This window comes from Agromyces sp. NPDC058484, assembly GCF_042720415.1.
Taxonomy (GTDB): Bacteria; Actinomycetota; Actinomycetes; order Actinomycetales; family Microbacteriaceae; genus Agromyces.
This window is the reverse complement of record NZ_JBHXMP010000020.1, coordinates 1-14,812: the sequence shown is the minus strand read 5'-3', so window position 1 is coordinate 14,812 and position 14,812 is coordinate 1. Positions and strand designations below refer to the sequence as shown.

Annotated in this window: 18 protein-coding genes and 1 pseudogene; 5 read left to right on the top strand and 14 right to left on the bottom strand. The window is 67.8% G+C overall.

What is annotated here, in order from left to right; translation table 11 throughout:
* Position 1 precedes the first annotated feature (1 nt).
* The 6 genes and pseudogenes from ACFWN7_RS15170 to ACFWN7_RS15145 form a co-directional block, all read right to left on the bottom strand.
* Entirely contained in the window at positions 2-496 is a 495-nt protein-coding gene (locus tag ACFWN7_RS15170) for a GNAT family N-acetyltransferase (protein WP_376939673.1), read from the bottom strand.
* Positions 493-1,200, bottom strand: coding sequence for a flavodoxin (locus ACFWN7_RS15165; RefSeq protein ID WP_376939672.1), 708 nt, complete (start codon positions 1,198-1,200; stop codon positions 493-495). Before ACFWN7_RS15165 ends, ACFWN7_RS15170 begins: the two co-directional genes overlap by 4 nt.
* A gap of 40 nt (positions 1,201-1,240) precedes the next feature.
* Entirely contained in the window at positions 1,241-2,146 is a 906-nt protein-coding gene (locus ACFWN7_RS15160) for an aldo/keto reductase (protein ID WP_376939671.1), read from the bottom strand.
* Between the two features lie 191 nt (positions 2,147-2,337).
* Positions 2,338-2,859, bottom strand: coding sequence for a DUF1877 family protein (locus ACFWN7_RS15155; RefSeq protein WP_376939670.1), 522 nt, complete (start codon positions 2,857-2,859; stop codon positions 2,338-2,340).
* A gap of 162 nt (positions 2,860-3,021) precedes the next feature.
* Positions 3,022-3,225: a DUF86 domain-containing protein gene (locus tag ACFWN7_RS15150; RefSeq protein WP_376939736.1), complete on the bottom strand. Its 204-nt coding sequence runs from the start codon at positions 3,223-3,225 to the stop codon at positions 3,022-3,024.
* Positions 3,226-3,390: 165 nt separating this feature from the next.
* Positions 3,391-3,537, bottom strand: a pseudogene (locus ACFWN7_RS15145) (nucleotidyltransferase); the annotation flags it as partial.
* An 84-nt stretch (positions 3,538-3,621) separates the two neighbouring features.
* Here ACFWN7_RS15145 and ACFWN7_RS15140 point away from each other — a divergent pair.
* From ACFWN7_RS15140 to ACFWN7_RS15125, 4 genes are all read left to right on the top strand, one after another.
* Positions 3,622-3,789, top strand: coding sequence for a hypothetical protein (locus ACFWN7_RS15140; protein ID WP_376939669.1), 168 nt, complete (start codon positions 3,622-3,624; stop codon positions 3,787-3,789).
* 39 nt (positions 3,790-3,828) lie between these two features.
* Positions 3,829-4,374, top strand: a complete 546-nt coding sequence (locus ACFWN7_RS15135; RefSeq protein ID WP_376939668.1) for a hypothetical protein — start codon at positions 3,829-3,831, stop codon at positions 4,372-4,374.
* A complete protein-coding gene (locus tag ACFWN7_RS15130; protein ID WP_376939667.1) occupies positions 4,371-4,994 on the top strand; it encodes an RES family NAD+ phosphorylase in 624 nt (207 codons plus the stop codon). Before ACFWN7_RS15135 ends, ACFWN7_RS15130 begins: the two co-directional genes overlap by 4 nt.
* Before the next feature lie 214 nt (positions 4,995-5,208).
* A complete protein-coding gene (locus ACFWN7_RS15125) occupies positions 5,209-6,093 on the top strand; it encodes a helix-turn-helix transcriptional regulator (protein ID WP_376939666.1) in 885 nt (294 codons plus the stop codon).
* A 48-nt stretch (positions 6,094-6,141) separates the two neighbouring features.
* Here ACFWN7_RS15125 and nhaA read toward each other — a convergent pair whose 3' ends face one another.
* Entirely contained in the window at positions 6,142-8,700 is a 2,559-nt protein-coding gene (gene nhaA, locus ACFWN7_RS15120) for a Na+/H+ antiporter NhaA (protein ID WP_376939665.1), read from the bottom strand.
* On the opposite strand from nhaA, the gene ACFWN7_RS15115 reads away from it, so the two are divergent.
* The gene (locus tag ACFWN7_RS15115) at positions 8,699-9,289 is read left to right on the top strand and encodes a PIN domain-containing protein (protein WP_376939664.1); all 591 of its coding nucleotides are present in this window, start codon (positions 8,699-8,701) and stop codon (positions 9,287-9,289) included. The genes nhaA and ACFWN7_RS15115 overlap by 2 nt on opposite strands.
* Positions 9,290-9,353: 64 nt before the next feature.
* Here the strand turns inward: ACFWN7_RS15115 and ACFWN7_RS15110 are convergent, their stop codons facing one another.
* The 7 genes from ACFWN7_RS15110 to ACFWN7_RS15080 form a co-directional block, all read right to left on the bottom strand.
* Positions 9,354-10,424: an FAD-dependent monooxygenase gene (locus ACFWN7_RS15110; RefSeq protein ID WP_376939663.1), complete on the bottom strand. Its 1,071-nt coding sequence runs from the start codon at positions 10,422-10,424 to the stop codon at positions 9,354-9,356.
* 35 nt (positions 10,425-10,459) lie between these two features.
* Entirely contained in the window at positions 10,460-10,825 is a 366-nt protein-coding gene (locus ACFWN7_RS15105) for a DUF2255 family protein (protein ID WP_376939662.1), read from the bottom strand.
* 20 nt (positions 10,826-10,845) lie between these two features.
* Positions 10,846-11,256 carry a cupin domain-containing protein gene (locus ACFWN7_RS15100; protein WP_376939661.1) on the bottom strand — a complete coding sequence of 137 codons (411 nt, stop codon included), beginning with the start codon at positions 11,254-11,256 and terminating at the stop codon, positions 10,846-10,848.
* A gap of 120 nt (positions 11,257-11,376) precedes the next feature.
* The gene (locus ACFWN7_RS15095; RefSeq protein ID WP_376939660.1) at positions 11,377-11,589 is read right to left on the bottom strand and encodes a hypothetical protein; all 213 of its coding nucleotides are present in this window, start codon (positions 11,587-11,589) and stop codon (positions 11,377-11,379) included.
* Positions 11,590-11,706: 117 nt separating this feature from the next.
* Entirely contained in the window at positions 11,707-12,756 is a 1,050-nt protein-coding gene (locus ACFWN7_RS15090) for an alcohol dehydrogenase catalytic domain-containing protein (RefSeq protein ID WP_376939659.1), read from the bottom strand.
* Between the two features lie 218 nt (positions 12,757-12,974).
* Positions 12,975-13,853, bottom strand: a complete 879-nt coding sequence (locus ACFWN7_RS15085) for a hypothetical protein (protein ID WP_376939658.1) — start codon at positions 13,851-13,853, stop codon at positions 12,975-12,977.
* A 3-nt stretch (positions 13,854-13,856) separates the two neighbouring features.
* Positions 13,857-14,468 carry a hypothetical protein gene (locus ACFWN7_RS15080; RefSeq protein ID WP_376939657.1) on the bottom strand — a complete coding sequence of 204 codons (612 nt, stop codon included), beginning with the start codon at positions 14,466-14,468 and terminating at the stop codon, positions 13,857-13,859.
* Positions 14,469-14,812 lie beyond the last annotated feature (344 nt).

Here is a 14,812-nt window from a genome sequence, read left to right as displayed (position 1 = left end):
GTCAACGACGGCCCGCGCGTGCACCATCGCGATGCCCGATCGGAACTCCGTGTGGCATCCCTCGCCGCGAACCGATGATCCACCCGATCTCTGCATGGCGCTCCGGGTCGATGTCACGAAGGTGCAGCGACACGTCACCGATCAGGATGCCGTCGAGCTCGACGCCGAGCGCGAGGAAGTCGTCGTTCTGCTCGAGCCGCACGTGGCGTATGCGGTGCGCGAGATGCCGGAGCGACTCGCGTCGATTGCGCAGAGGCCACGGAAGGAACTCGATGACGCGCGGGTCCGACTGCAATGCGAACCAGGCTGGTGCATCCGAGAGTCGGTGCGGCCGCAACACCAGGCGTTCCGTCTGCAACCGGGGCGCGTGTACCGGGTTCGGCAGGCGCGGCCCGCGCATCCAACGCGGGCGACGCAGCGCGACGACTCGCCGGGGCATCCGGCCGGCGAGCGAGATCGCGTGCCGAAGCGCGGAGCGTTGGTCTGTGCAGGTCATGCGAGCAGCCCGATCCGGCGCAGCCAGGCTTCGGCGTCGGCATCCGACTGGGCGACGATCTCACCCTGCACCGCGAGAGCCTCGCCGAAGGTCGCCGTGGGCAGGAGCTCGGCGTAGGTTCGCTCGGTGCTGCCGAGGCCGCTGACCGCGTAGGTGACGAACGGGTGGACCAGCTTGCCGGTGAAGTCGAAGCTCTCGGCGAACGTCGACATGATCATCGGGGGCCGCACGTTCCAGATCGGACTGCCGACGAGGATGGTCTGGTACTGCTCGATCGACGTGATCAGGTTCGCGATCGCGGGGCGTGCGTCGGTGTCCTGCTCGCGCACGTTCCGATCGCGCGTCTCGTCGTAACTGTCGGAGTAGGGCTCTGCCGCCTCGATCTCGTAGACGTCGCAGTCGATGAGCGCGCTGAGCTTGCCGGCCAGTACCTCGGTGTTGCCGACCTCGAGGTCGATGCGATCGCCATAGGAGTAGTTCTCGCCGGCTCGCGAGAAGAACACGACGAGCACGGATGCCCCGGCCGGCGTCGCCGTGGGCGCAGGTGTCGTCGGCGCCGCCGTCGGTTCGGGAGTCGCGACCGGTGGGCGCACGAAGGCCGGCGTGCAGCTGCTCAGCAGCACGGCCGCCGCGGCGGCCGAGCCGGTGAACAGGGTGTGCTGCAGCAGCGCTCGCCGACTGATCTTCGGGATGTCCCGATCCACGGTGCCCTCCTTCCGGTTCGGCCTGGCGGATGACGCGATCTCAGGCCTCGGGGATGACCAGGCCGAACGTCTCGAGGGTGATGTCCTCGGGCTCGGGGCCGCCCCGCACGCCGGTGTCGAGGCGGTCGACGGCGGCGAGCTGTTCGGCGGTGAGCTCGAAGTCGAAGACGTCGAAGTTCTCGGCGATGCGTTCGGCGCGCACCGACTTGGGGATCGCGGAGCGGCCCTGCTGCAGGTGCCAGCGCAGCATCACCTGCGCGGCGGACTTGCCGTACTGCTCGGCGATGCCGAGGATCAACGGGTCGGTGAACGTACTCCGCTCGCTGTCGCCGCGATACGAGGTGATGCCGCCGATGGGCGACCACGCCTGCGTGAGGATGCCGCGCTCGGCGTTCGCCTCCTGAAGAGCGGGCTGGGCGAAGTAGGGGTGCACCTCGACCTGGTTGACGGCGGGCACGATCTCGGTGCGCTCGAGCAGATCCGTGAGGTGGCCCGGCATGAAGTTGCTGACGCCGACGGCGCGCACCCGGCCGTCAGTGACCAGCCGCTCGAGCGCACGGTAGGCATCGACCGTCTTGTCGAACTCACCGGGCAGTGCCTGATGCAGGATGAACAGGTCGATTGAGTCGACGCCGAGCTTGCGGGCGCTCTTGTCGAACGCGTGCAACGTCTCGTCGAAGCCGTAGTCGCTGATCCACACCTTGGTCTCGATGAAGACCTCGTCGCGGGCGATCCCCGAGTTGCGGATCGCGTCGCCGACCTGGCGCTCGTTGCCGTACGCGGCCGCGGTGTCGATCAAGCGGTAGCCGGTCTCGAGTGCGGTCTCGACGGCGCGGGTCGTGACCTCGGGTGGGGTCTGGAAGACGCCGAAGCCGAGCGCCGGCATGACGACGCCGTTGTTCAGGGTCCGCACCTCGCCGGTTCCGTAGTCGACTGTTGTTCGCATGGGGTGGTGATTCCTTTCGTCGGGGTGGGCGGCGCTCCGCGTCCCGATATCCATCACACGCCCGTCGCGGCATCCGAGCCAGTCACGGTCGTTCCGGGTACTGGCAGTACCTCCCGGCGGCGCAGCCATCTGCCTACCCTCGGACCACCGACATCAGCCGACGCGAACAGGCCGCCACCCACGTCTGCAGGTCACCCGATGAGGTAGACCATTCCGCGGCCATCCGCCGCGAGCGACTCGACGAACTCCTGCGCTCGCCTGAGGTAGTCGAGGACGTATCGAAGCTCGGAGTCATCGTCCGCTCCGTGCCGGCTCCGCCAGGTACGCGCCCACGACCGCACCCGGAACTCGTCCATTGCGCAGAGGTCGTCACGAATCGAGGGCACCTCCTCCGGGAGGATCGTCCTCACCCATGGGTCCCAACCCATGTCGTGCATCGTCACGCTGCCCTCGAACATGCGGTATGACGAGCCAGCGGCGGCATCGTCGGACGTCGGGCGCGTGAGGGACTGCAGAGCAGACCAGGCCTTGTCGAGGTAGAGCATGTCGCGCTTCGGCGAAACCTGCTCGAAGGTCGCGACACTCACGCTCGCGTGCGGCTCCAAACCCCATGCGTCGGCGAGTGGGTCGGTGGACAGGATGCTGTGCGGGTCATCGACCGCCCGCTGTGTGAGCTCAGGGTCGAAGGCGTATGCGTAGTAGCGGATTCCCATGCGGCGATCATCCCGTGGCAGATCCGGCGGGACTTGCCGCACCCGACAGATTGGGTACAACGCGAACCAACCTCGCCCTGTGGAGGAATTGCAGCACGAAGCTGACGTCAGGAGATTCTTCGCACGCAACCCGGGTCGATGGCACGGTCTTGAGCGAGTTCGTTACTCGGTGACGTGAGCGCGAAGCGCCGTCTCCAACGCGGGGAGATGGGACTCGATCACATCCCGGACCGTGTCGACATCGACGCCGAAGTATTGGTGAACCAGGATGTTGCGGAAGCCGCGGATCTGGGGCCACGCGATCTCCGGGTGGGCATCGGTGATCTCCGCCGGGAGGTGGGCGACAGCTTCGCCGATGATGGTCACAGATCCACCGCGTCGGCGAGCGCTGTCTCCGAGATCGGTCGCTTGAGGAGCTGCTCCGGGAAGATGTCGATGTCCTCCCGCCCGTACAGCTGCCGGGTTTCCTCCGCTGGCTCGCATGAGCAGGTTCCCGTCCGAGGGGTCCATGTCGACAAGGATGTCGATGTCGCTGCTCTCGTTCGCGTTGCCGCGTGCCACGGAGCCGAACAGTCGCGGATTCCGCGCGGCAAACTTCGCCAGCAGAAGGTCGAGCTCGGGGCGGCGCGCGTCGATGACCTCCCGCAGGGCGACACTCGACGGTGTGGCGGTGCTCATCCCCCTAGGTTAACGGGCGCGTGCAAGGCGAGCATGTCCGAATGGTCGTGCGAGAAGCGACATCCATCACCTCAAGGAGAATCCGTGCGCGTCATCCATGCCGCCGGCGTCTCCCCGACCCAAGTCTCACCGGAGCGGATCGTGCACGTCGACCTGTTCGGCACTGCGTACGTGCTCGACACGGCCCACGTCGCGAGCTCGCCGCGCTGCTGCTCGACGACCGCGGCGACGGCGACGCCGACAGACCTTTGACAACTTTGACGATCGCGCGTAGCGTGGAAGTTGACAACTTTGACGGAGAGTGCCATGGAAACGCAAGAGCGACGGCGGGCCCACGAGTCGTTCAAGCTGCAAGTCATCGCAGCGGTCGAGCGGCGGCTCGAGGCGATGCCCGAGGAGGACCTCCGACTGACAGATGACGAGTCTCCGGAGGAAGTCGCGTCGCGCTTCGTTGCCTCCCGCCGAGCTCGCAACGAGTGGGACCGAGCCGTCGGGCCATTCCTCGACACGGCGGGCGTGGTCACATGGCTGAACTACGGCAACCGGCAGAACGTCTCGAACGCCGTCGCGCGTGGCGACCTGCTGGCAGTGATGGTCGGCCGGCGCATGCTCTACCCGCGCTTTCAATTCTCCGACAGCGGCCAGTTGCTTCCCCGCCTCCGCGAGGTACTCCCGATCCTGCGCAAGCAGATGGAGAGCCCGTGGACCCAGGCCCTCTGGCTCAACACTCCCGTGCCTGCGTTCGGCGAGCGCACACCCGCCGAGCTGCTGCATCGCGGTAACGGTGATCGCGTCATGCAGCTCGCGCACGCGGACATCGACCGGCGCGCTCAGTGAGCCGTCAGAACGTCATCCAGGCACCGCCGCCCGCCGGTCTGGACCTGGCCGACTTCCCTGTGCTCTCCTCGAGGGATCCGGTGTACCGGGCACACAGCCGCGGCATCGGTCCCTGGCACTTCTCCAACAGCGGCGAGGGTCGTTTCGACCTGGCTGGCGAGCGCGGCACCTGCTACTTGGCGAACACCGTTGGGGCCGCGGTGCGCGAGCGCCTGGGGGAGCAGTTCGCGGCCCGGCGGATCGCCGCTCCCGAAGATGCCGAGAAGATGGTCGTCTCCCGCTTGGAGCTGCCTCGGAGGCTGCGGGCGGCGGATCTCGAATCGCCCGGAGTCGGTGGGTATCCGATCACGGCGGAACTGACTTCGATGAGCGACTACAGCGTTCCCCAGGCGTGGGCACGAGCATTCGACGACGCCGGCTTCGGTGGCGTGCACTACCGCGGCCGCTTCTCCTACTTCGATGCGACCTCCTGGGCCGTGTTCGGCCCGGCAGGGCCCGATGATCGCCGACCGGTCGACTCCAACCCAATCGACGGCTTCGACGCCTGCGAGGAAGGCGGGTTGACCGTGCTGCCGGCGCCACCGACGGACCTGGTCGGACTAACGGTCGTTCACCACTGACCGCCACAAGCGCGAGGGGATCGCCTCGCCGACGAGTTCCTCTTCCGGAGGGGGCCGGCGGCGACTCATCCTGCGTGGCTCAGGAGGTGGAGAATCACTGTTCGCGCACAGGTCGCCGACGTGTGCGCCGTAACACCGTCGCCGCTCTCGCCTGGCCGCATCGGGGTACTGGCAGACCCTCCCGCAACGCGCGGGATCGATCTACCGTGAAGACATGAGCGACACACGAGCAGAGGTCAGGGAGTTCCTGAGTTCCCGGCGTGCGCGGATCTCACCCGAGGAGGCGGGCCTTCCGGCCTACGGCGGCAACCGGCGAGTGGCGGGGCTGCGCCGTGAGGAGGTCGCCATGATGGCGGGCGTCTCGGTGGACTACTACGTGCGCCTCGAGCGCGGCAACCTCGCCGGGGCATCCGACAGCGTGCTCGATGCCCTGGCACGGACGCTGCAGCTCGACGAGGCCGAGCGCGAGTACCTCTTCGATCTCGCCCGCGCCGCAGGCCCGGCACCGCGGCGCCGGGCGAAGAATCCCGCGACATCGGTGAAGCCGGCCGTGCAGCAGGTGCTGGACGCCATGACCGACGCGCCCGCGTGGGTGCGCAACGGCCGACACGACATCGTGGCCGCGAACCGTCTGGGCAGGGCGCTGTATGCGCCGGTCTTCGACGACCCGCGCCGACCCGCCAACACCACGCGGTTCGTCTACCTGAATCCCGCGGCCCGCGACTTCTTCCGCGACTACGACACCATCGCGAACGACGCGGCGGCGATGCTGCGCCTCGAGGCGGGTCGCAACCCGAACGATCAGGCGCTCGTGCAGTTGGTGGGGGAGCTGTCCACGCGCAGCGAACTGTTCCGTCAGCGGTGGGCATCGCGCGATGTCATGTTCCACCGCAGCGGCGTCAAGCGGCTCCACCATCCCGTCGTGGGCGACCTCGACCTGAACTACGAGTCGATGGATCTGCCCAGTGAACCGGGTCTCGTGATGAACGTGTACACGGCGCCCGCCGGGTCGCCGACCGCGGACGCGCTCAAGCTGCTCGCCTCCTGGGCGGCCAGCCACGAGACGACGAACGAGACGGACGCGCACTCCATCGTCTGATCTGACGGTGAACCCTTGTCTGATCGAGCGGCGAGAACGTCGCCATACTCACTTCTTGTCGCCCTGCAGTGCTTCGCGCAGCTGCGTCTCGTCAGGATCGCGAAGCACGGCTCCCGCACGCGGGCACACGACCACCGGCAGGTCGGAATCGACAAGCCCGAGCTTCGTCATGTAAGCCTCGGCGGCATCGCCGCTGTCGAGATCGATGACCACGGAGGACAGGCCGTTGGCGTCGGCCCATTCGCGCAGGCGGCGGGCTTGCGGGTTGTCGACGTGCCCGACGATGCGCACATCGGCGATGTTCTCGAGGCCGATCGCGTGGCGGATGAGATAGGCGCGCTGCACGAGCTCGCGCAGCTCGTCGTCCGCGGCGAGGACTTCGCGAAGCTGCTCGATGGTCAGCCGCAGCACCGATCCGTCGCGGATGACGACGGCGGTCCGCTGAACGGTGGTCTGATCGAACAGGTCGAGGGCCCCGAGGAATCGCCGTGGACCATGGATCCGGACGATGCGCTTCCGATCCTCCGGATCGGCAAGAACGGCGACGGCGCCGGCCAGCACGACATAGAAGTCGTAGCCGGGATCGCCGGGGCGGTACAGGATGTCGCCCCGGGCGACGTCGCGATGCTCGCCGATACCGGTGAGCCGGGCCAGCTGCTCGTCGGTCAGGCGCGGCTGATCGCCGCCGGAGTCGGGTGTTTCCGGCAGGTCAGGCGGCAGGTCATCCAGCAGGGCGGCCGGATCCCACTCAGTCGTCGCCATCGACGGGCGGGGAACAACGGCGACGAAGGAAGCCGTCACGGCACGCTGCTCGGCCGGAGTCGCCCCCTCCGCCGCGAGCAGCGCCGCGGCGAGGGTGCGCGCATCGTGCTCGCCGGTGTGCAGACGGCCCCCGATGTAGAACGCGGGAAATCCGGACACGCCACTGGCCTGAGCGGACTCCACATCGTGGCGCACGTGCCGCGCGAATCGCCCCGAGCCGAGGTCGCGGGTGAAGCGCGGCAGGTCAAGGCCGAGAGCGGCGGCGTGAGCGACCATATCGTTGGCGCTGAGCTGGTCCTGGTGCGTGTAGAGGCGATCGTGCATCTCCCAGAAGCGCCCCTGCGCCGCAGCGGCCTCGGCGGCTTCTGCCGCCAGTTCCGCCTGCGGGTGCACACCGGGCTGCGGAGCATGACGGAACACATACCGGAACCGATCGCCCAGACGTTCCTGCAGTTCGTCGACCGCGCCCCATCCCCGGTAGGGTGCCTCGAAGTCGCCGTACCCGACCAGCGTGAGCGGCGCATCGACCGGGCCCCGGATGTGGTCGCGCTCGGCATCGACCGGTGGGTCTAGCAGCCGCGGACCGGCCTCCACCGGATGGCGGCGCGCCGCCACCCGCAGCAGCACGCTGCCGAGGATGCCTGCGATGACGGATGCCGCGAGCACACCGACCCTCGCCTGATTCGCGAGCCGGTCGTCGGTGAAGGCCAGATCGATGATGAACAGCGAAATCGTGAATCCGATCCCCGACAGCGCCGCCCCGCCGATCACGTGCATCCGGCGGATGCCCGGAGCGAGCGTGCCCAATCGGAGGGCGACCGCCGACCAGGTCCCCAGCGTGATGCCGATGAGCTTGCCCACCACGAGACCGACGACGACGCCGAGCGTGATCGGAGACGTCAGCGATTCCGCCAGTGTCTCGGCCGACAGTGGCACCCCCGCGTTGGCCAGTGCGAACAGCGGAACGAAGACGAAACTCACCCAGGGCTGCCAGAGCTCCCTCTGGCGCGGGCCTGGCGGCGTGGACCGCTCGATCGACAATCGTGCGGCCCGCGCGTACCCCGCATTCGGTGACTGCGCGTACATCCGGGTGCGGCGGGCAGCATCCTCCACCTCACCACGGCGAGGCAGGTAGGCCGGGGTGATCAGCGCGACAGCGACCCCGAGCAGCGTGGGGTGCACACCCGAGAGGTACAACGCCACCCACGACACTGTCCCCACAACGAGGTATGCCGGCCCCCGCCACACCCGCAACTCCCGCAGCCCGACCATCACCAGCAGACCGGCGGCAGCGACCGCCAACGCGAGCAGGTTGAGATCCTCCGAGTAGAACACCGCGATCACCGTCAGCGCGCCCACGTCGTCGCCGATCGCGACGGCCAGCAGGAACACCCGCAGCTGCGACGGCACTGCTCTGCCCAGCAGCGCCAGGATGCCGATCACGAACGCGGTATCGGTGGAGATCACCACTCCCCACGCGCCGACCTCGCCATCGGAGAGGTTGAACGCGACGTACACGAGCGCCGGAACAGCGAGTCCGACCAGCGCGGCGATGGCCGGTACTGCGGCCCGTCTCGGGTCAGCAAGCTCCCCGAGCACCAGTTCTTGCTTGACCTCGAATCCGACGATGAGGAAGAAGAAGGTCATCAGTCCGTCGTTGACCCAGTGCTGCAGCGTCAACGAGAGTTCGAGGTCGCCGATGCTCACGCCCAGTTCGGTGTGCCAGAACGCGTCGTACGTGTCGCCGAACGGCGAGTTGACCCAGATCAGCGCGAGCACTGTTGCCAGAAGCAGCAGCGCCGCCGCACCGACGCCTCCGCTCAGCCGCGTGCGAAGTGCATCCATGCGTCGGCTGCGTTCCGTCACCATCGACCCTCACCCACGCGATCATCATGCCGCGATGCGGCATCCGTGCACAGACCTGGACCCCAGACTATTGAGCCCGACGCACCCTTCCTCACGCTTTCGGAGTGGGGGCGAGGCCGGCGAGGGCGCCGTAGAAGTGCGAGGCGGTGCCGCCGCCATCGATGAGGATGTCGCTGCCGGTGATGAACGCACCTCGATCGCGCTCCGCACGATTCTGGATGTGCCTGAGCGAACGCGGCTGCAGTCGTGGATGCAGACGCCGGAGACGACATACGTTTCTTCTCGCCTCCTGCGGACCGAGGTGATCCGCGTACTGCGGCGCGACGGCAGATCGCTCGCTGACGGAGCACCGCTACTCGACCGCGTCGGCATGCTGGAGATCACGCGGGAGACGCACACCGTCGCCGAGTCCTTCGAGCGGCACATCAAGACCCTCGACGCACTCCATCTGGCGACCGCGCTCCTGATCGGTGCTCCGGTGACGGTCGCCAGTCACGACGCCACGATGAAGACGGTTGCCGAACACTTGGGTTTGTCGATCACCGACCCGGTGGCAGCGGTGAGTTGAGCTTGACCGTGCCATCGCGCTGGGCGAGCAGTCGGCAGCAGGTGATGGATGCCACGACCGAAGGTCAGCTGCGACCGAACCACTCGCTGAACGACTGTCCCGATCGCACCATCGCCCGGGACGGCTCCAGACGCTCGAACTCGTACTGCTCCAACGCGCGCGGCACGTCGTCGTTCGCGGCCCCGTCGAGGATCTCGGCGAGGGATGCCGCGTCGTCGAGCGATGTGTCGAACCCGCGGCCGGTCATCGGTGTCGGCACGTGCGCCGCATTTCCGACGAGCGCGACCCGACCGGCCACGAGTCGGCGGGGCACGTATTCGGCGATAGGGGTGCCCGTGACAGAGCGACGCCGGATGCTGTCGCGGATCGCGGCGCGCCAGGGCTCGGGCCACTGCGACGCGGAGCGGCCGAGTTCGTCGAGCGTGCGCGACGGCACATCCTCCGCACGGACCGAGTGCCGCACGACGCCGTCGCGCACCGCTCCACGGTCTCGAAGCAGTGCGTTCCGCGTCGGGTCGAACCACGCCCAGCCCAAGCGGCGGGTGCCCTCTCGTCGACGGCCGTCCTCGCCCTCGAGCGGATATCCGATGAGCACGGCGTCGTCGGCGCCCAGGATGTCGGCATCCGCAGGCCATGGTCGAAGGCCGGCGACAGCGGACTCTGCGGCGATCCCCAACCACAGCCCGTAGCCGGCGAATCTGGCTTCGGTGTGGTCGGGCGCCACGGTGCGCCGCACGACGCTCCGGTGTCCGTCTGCACCGACCACGACATCCGCGTGCCACTGCTCACCGTCTGCGAACACGGTGACGTGATCCTCGCTCTGCCGGATACCGGTCACGGTGGTGTGATCCACGATGCGTACGAGATGGGATGCCTCGGCCGCTCGCCTGAGCCGTTGATGCAGTCCGCTCCACGACTCGGGCGCGGAGCCGCGCCGGCCGGGATCGGCCGCGGGGATGCCGGTGATCCGCTCGAGGTGGTCCTGGTCCACACCGACGGCGCCGCCCGACCTGGGCTGCGGTCCAGAGCGTTCGAGAACGGTGACCCGCACCCCCACGCGAGCGAGCGCGAGGGTCGCCGCGAGCCCCGCGAGTGAACCCCCGACGACGATGGCGTGCAACGGCGACGCACTCACTCGCTGCCTGCGGCGAGAACCTGCTTCGCCATGCGTCACCGGGGGTCGACCCGCAGTGTGGTCTCGCGCGCGGCCGCGGTGGTGATCGAGCGGCTGGGCGCCCCGTTGCCGTACTTGGCGAAGTATGCCGCGTCGATCGCGTCGTCGTGGGAACCGTCGAGCGTGTAGATCACGGCGCGGGTCGCCGAATCCCAGCGCAGGAATCCCTCGAAGTGCCGGGCGACACCCTTGTACCACTGCCCCTCGGTGCCATAGACCGATCGCAGGTACAGGTTGCCGTCCACGACGACGTGCCACACGATCTTCGGGGTGCGCGAGGACCCGTCGGCGCGGCGGCCGGCGACCCTCACCTCGTGCGCGTCATCCAGTTGCCGGAGTTCTGCATCTGTCCACGTGGCCATGTCGGTCCCCTTCTCTTCTCTCAGGCGCCGGGGCGCCCGTCGTACTCGTCGTCGGTGATGTGTTCTTTCCAGACGGTGGTCGTGGCCGGGTCATCCCCGGCCTCGAGCATCGCGAGGTGCTCCATGAAGGATCCCGGTGCTGCGGCGTGCCAGTGGTCTTCGCCGGGCGGGGTGTACAGGGTCTGTCCGGCGTGCACCTCGATGACGGTGCCGTCTCGGTGCCCGAAGCGGGCCACGCCCTGCGTCACGTGCAGGTACTGTCCGCGCGCGTGCGAGTGCCACGCCGTGCGCGCACTGGGTGCGAAGCGCACCGTTGCGACGGTCATCCGCTGATCCTCCTCGTGGGGGAGGGCGATCATGTCGACCCAGACATCGCCGGCGAACTGCTCGGGCGGGTTCTTGATCGTGGGGCGGGTGGGTTCGATGTTCATCGTTCATTCTCCAGTTCTGGTGCGACGGATGGCGACCGCTGCCGTCGTCGCAACTGGCTTTCGACCGAGGTGGTCGGACAGGCGGCCGAGCAGCAGCAGCGACAGCGCTGTGACGGCCAGCTAGGTGACCGTGGTCGCGGCGAGTGCGGCGTCGTCGATGCCGTCGGCGACGCGGTAGGTGTTGTACAGCGGGATGGGGCTGCCGGATGACGCGAACACGAGCACGAGCGCCGCCGACACCAGCCCGAATGTGGTGGATCGACTCAGTACGCGGGGCTCCGTCCGGCGGGTGTCGGCGGGCGCCGCAACCGCGACCGAGCCGGTGGTCGTCATCGTGGTGCTCCTTCTGAAGGGCGGGAATGCTGATGGCCGGGAACGCAGAACCGGCGCGACCGTCGACCGTTTGGGGGAGGAACGTCGGCGGCCGCGCCGGGGATCAGGGGGCCAGGGTCAGGCGGTGACCATGACCTTGAGCGCTTCGCGGTTGTCCATCGCGGCGTAGCCGGCGGGCACGTCGTCGAGCGTCACGGTGCGGTCGAAGACCAGGCCGGGGTTGATCTCGCCGTTCAGTACCCGCGCGATGGCGGGCTCGAGGTAGGCGCGCACGGGGGCGGGTCCGCCGGCCAGGCGCGCGTTCTTGCCGAACAGCGAGCCGAATCCGATCGGGGCCTCCTCGTACTGGGGGACGCCGACTCGGGAGATGATCCCGCCGGGCCGGACGATGCCGTACGCCTGCTCGTAGGCAGGCAGGTGGCCGACGGCCTCGAGCACGATGTGGGAGCCTTCGCCACGGGTCAGGTCCATGACCTTCGCGACACCCTCGGCGCCACGTTCGGCGACGACGTCGGTCGCGCCGAACCGGATGCCGAGGTCGGTGCGGGACTGGTGGCGGCCCATCAGGATGATGCGCTCGGCGCCAAGTTGCTTCGACGCGAGCACCGCGGAGAGGCCCACCGCGCCGTCACCGATCACGGTGACGGTCTTGCCGGGTTCCACCTGGCCCAGGTGCGCGGCGTGGTAGCCGGTCAGGTAGACGTCCGACAGGGTCAGCAGCGACGCGAGCAGGCCTTCGTCGGCGGTCGCCAGGTCGACACCCGGGACCTTGACGAGCGATCCGTCGGCGAGCGGGATGCGCGACAGCTCCGCCTGGAGGCCGCCGGTCTCCGGCGTCCCGTACCACGAGCCGTGGATGCAGGAGGTGTGCAGGCCTTCCCGGCAGAATGCACACGTGTTGTCGCTGATCGCGAACGGGGCGATCACGAAGTCGCCCTTGCGCACGGTGGTGACGGCCGAGCCGGTCTCCTCCACGACGCCGATGAGCTCATGCCCCATCGGCACGCCGTGCTCGTTGTGCGGCATTGAGTGATACGGGTGCAGGTCCGAGCCGCAGATGCAGGCACGGATGACGCGCACGATGGCATCGGTGGGCGCGGTGATGACGGGGTCGGGCACGTTCTCGATGCGAACGTCTCCGGCTCCGTACATGAATGTGGCTTTCATGAAGTCCTTCTCAGTCAGGATGTGCCGACGATGTTCGCCCGGCATGACTCCATGTCACTCCACTCGCGCGATGCGCGGGAGATCCTGTCAAGACGGGGACTGACAGTGCCTCCCACGTCGGGTCACGGTGTGGCCGGCGTCATCAGCGCACTCGCCCAGATCGACCATGGACCCTGAACGTCAGGTGCATTCGACCAGCCGGGATCCTTGGCAGCGCGTCACCGCGCACAGTCGGCAAGCAGGTTCATGTAGCTCGTCGCGTCATCGGTCGAGAAGAGCCGGTCGAGCGAGACATTCTGCTCGTACAGTCGGCTGTACGGCACGGAGATCGCGTCGAAGCCGGATGACATGAGCACGCCCGAAGCCATGAGCTTCGCGGTGCGCTTGTTGCCGTCGAAGTAGAACTGGTGCCGCGTTGCCGATGCAGCGTAGAGCAGCGCCCGCTGACGAGGGTCGTCGACGCCGTCGAGGTAGTCTGTCAGGTCGTTGAACGCCTCGACGAGCAGCGACCCGCCGTCGCCGTGCGCTCGCCCGTCGACAACGCCGCCGGTCGACAACCGCACCGACCCGCCGCCGTTTGCAGACCCTTCGCCGCGGAAACGACCCGACTCGATCGCCTCGTGACGTGCGACGAGCCCATGCAGCTTGTCCGAGACATCCTTGGTCAGCTTGAACTCACCGGACCGCACCAGACGATCCAACTCGTTGTACGCCTCGCTCAGGGCGAGCACCTGCTGCTGTTCCTCGATCCTCTTGCCTTCGACGGTGACGCCGCTGAGAAGGGTCTGCACCTCGGGGAGTGTGAAGGTGTTCCCTTCGAGCCGTGCGGCATCCCAGATGATGACCGTCAGGTTGGCTCGGAAGCGCGCGAGCGATCGCTCGACCGCGAGTTCGCCTTCGCTCCCGCCGATCACGGACGCGTCGATACCCGACCGGTCCCAGTCGATGCCGAGCAGATCGAGCTTCTCGGCGCGCGTGAGTTCGTCGCCCGGAAGCGTGCCGCGCTGATTCGCCGGCCGCCCTGTGCTTGCGCGACCTGCAGGGCGCCGTACGTACGCGGGGCCACTGCCGCCCGGCCCATCCGTTTGGGCGTTCATCGCTCACCAACTCCCTACGAGCTGTTCGGCGATCTCTCGGTCGATGCCGCCGATTGCCACTGCGTCGATGATCCCTTGCATCGGGGTGACGAGGTTCACATCCTCGATCGTCGTCGAACCCGCGAACACGCTCGGATGGGCGGGCGCGACGATCACGTCGGCAGCCGTGTGGATCTTGACCTGGCGGTGCGTGCCGGCGAGCAGCTCCGCGACGTGCTTCGCGTCCTCAGTCCAGAACACGACGGTCTTGCCCGGGTCGCCCCCGAGTGCCTCGAGCGAAGCCGACCCCGAGAGCGCCCATCGGGCGCCGGATGCTCGTCCGGCCGAGACCAGCCGGTCGGCGTCGTTGCGGCCGCTTAACATGACCGCGCCCTCGCGGTCTTGGGCGCCCGCGACATGAGCCGCTTCGGCGATGACGTCGAGGATGTCTGGGCCTTCATCAGAGCTGATGTCGACATAGCGCTCCAGCCGAGCGATCCACGCGTCGAGTTCACGAGCCTCGAGGATGTCGCGGAGCGCCGTCTCCCCGAGCATGACGCGTGCTGCGGCTGCCGCAAGCGGCTCGCTCGCGCGACCGAGTTCGATGGAGATGTCGAATCCAAGCGCGAGCGCCATTTCGCGGAGTGTGTCGACGCGAGCGCTTGACTGGTCTGCGGTCACTGAAAGCGCAGTGGTTCGCGAAATGTCAGCCCGACGCGCCAGCTCGGATTTGCTATACGGCATCCGCTCGACGGCATCGCGAAACGTGATCAGGCTCATCCAACTCACCTCGCCTTGCCTGTTCGCAGGTGGAGTGTGATCAATTAATTGAACATCATACTCTCCTGTTCAAAGAAGTGAACATTTCGAGAAGGAGTGCAGCGTTGTCAACGGCCAGTAGGAAGTGCCCATCGGCGGCCAGCAGAAGTGCCCGCTGGTGGCCAATAGAACTGCCCATCTGCGGCCAGGAGTTCTGCCCA

Excerpts from the sequence above, each read along its gene's own strand:
- ACFWN7_RS15155 (WP_376939670.1), bottom strand. The coding sequence starts at position 2,859 with ATGGGAATCCGCTACTACGCATACGCCTTCGACCCTGAGCTCACACAG.
- ACFWN7_RS15125 (WP_376939666.1), top strand. The coding sequence starts at position 5,209 with ATGAGCGACACACGAGCAGAGGTCAGGGAGTTCCTGAGTTCCCGGCGT.
- ACFWN7_RS15160 (WP_376939671.1), bottom strand. The coding sequence starts at position 2,146 with ATGCGAACAACAGTCGACTACGGAACCGGCGAGGTGCGGACCCTGAAC.
- ACFWN7_RS15115 (WP_376939664.1), top strand. The coding sequence starts at position 8,699 with ATGCGTCGGCTGCGTTCCGTCACCATCGACCCTCACCCACGCGATCAT.
- ACFWN7_RS15170 (WP_376939673.1), bottom strand. The coding sequence starts at position 496 with ATGACCTGCACAGACCAACGCTCCGCGCTTCGGCACGCGATCTCGCTC.
- ACFWN7_RS15085 (WP_376939658.1), bottom strand. The coding sequence starts at position 13,853 with ATGAACGCCCAAACGGATGGGCCGGGCGGCAGTGGCCCCGCGTACGTA.
- ACFWN7_RS15080 (WP_376939657.1), bottom strand. The coding sequence starts at position 14,468 with ATGGCGCTCGCGCTTGGATTCGACATCTCCATCGAACTCGGTCGCGCG.
- nhaA (WP_376939665.1), bottom strand. The coding sequence starts at position 8,700 with ATGGATGCACTTCGCACGCGGCTGAGCGGAGGCGTCGGTGCGGCGGCG.
- ACFWN7_RS15105 (WP_376939662.1), bottom strand. The coding sequence starts at position 10,825 with ATGGCCACGTGGACAGATGCAGAACTCCGGCAACTGGATGACGCGCAC.
- ACFWN7_RS15095 (WP_376939660.1), bottom strand. The coding sequence starts at position 11,589 with ATGACGACCACCGGCTCGGTCGCGGTTGCGGCGCCCGCCGACACCCGC.
- ACFWN7_RS15090 (WP_376939659.1), bottom strand. The coding sequence starts at position 12,756 with ATGAAAGCCACATTCATGTACGGAGCCGGAGACGTTCGCATCGAGAAC.
- ACFWN7_RS15100 (WP_376939661.1), bottom strand. The coding sequence starts at position 11,256 with ATGAACATCGAACCCACCCGCCCCACGATCAAGAACCCGCCCGAGCAG.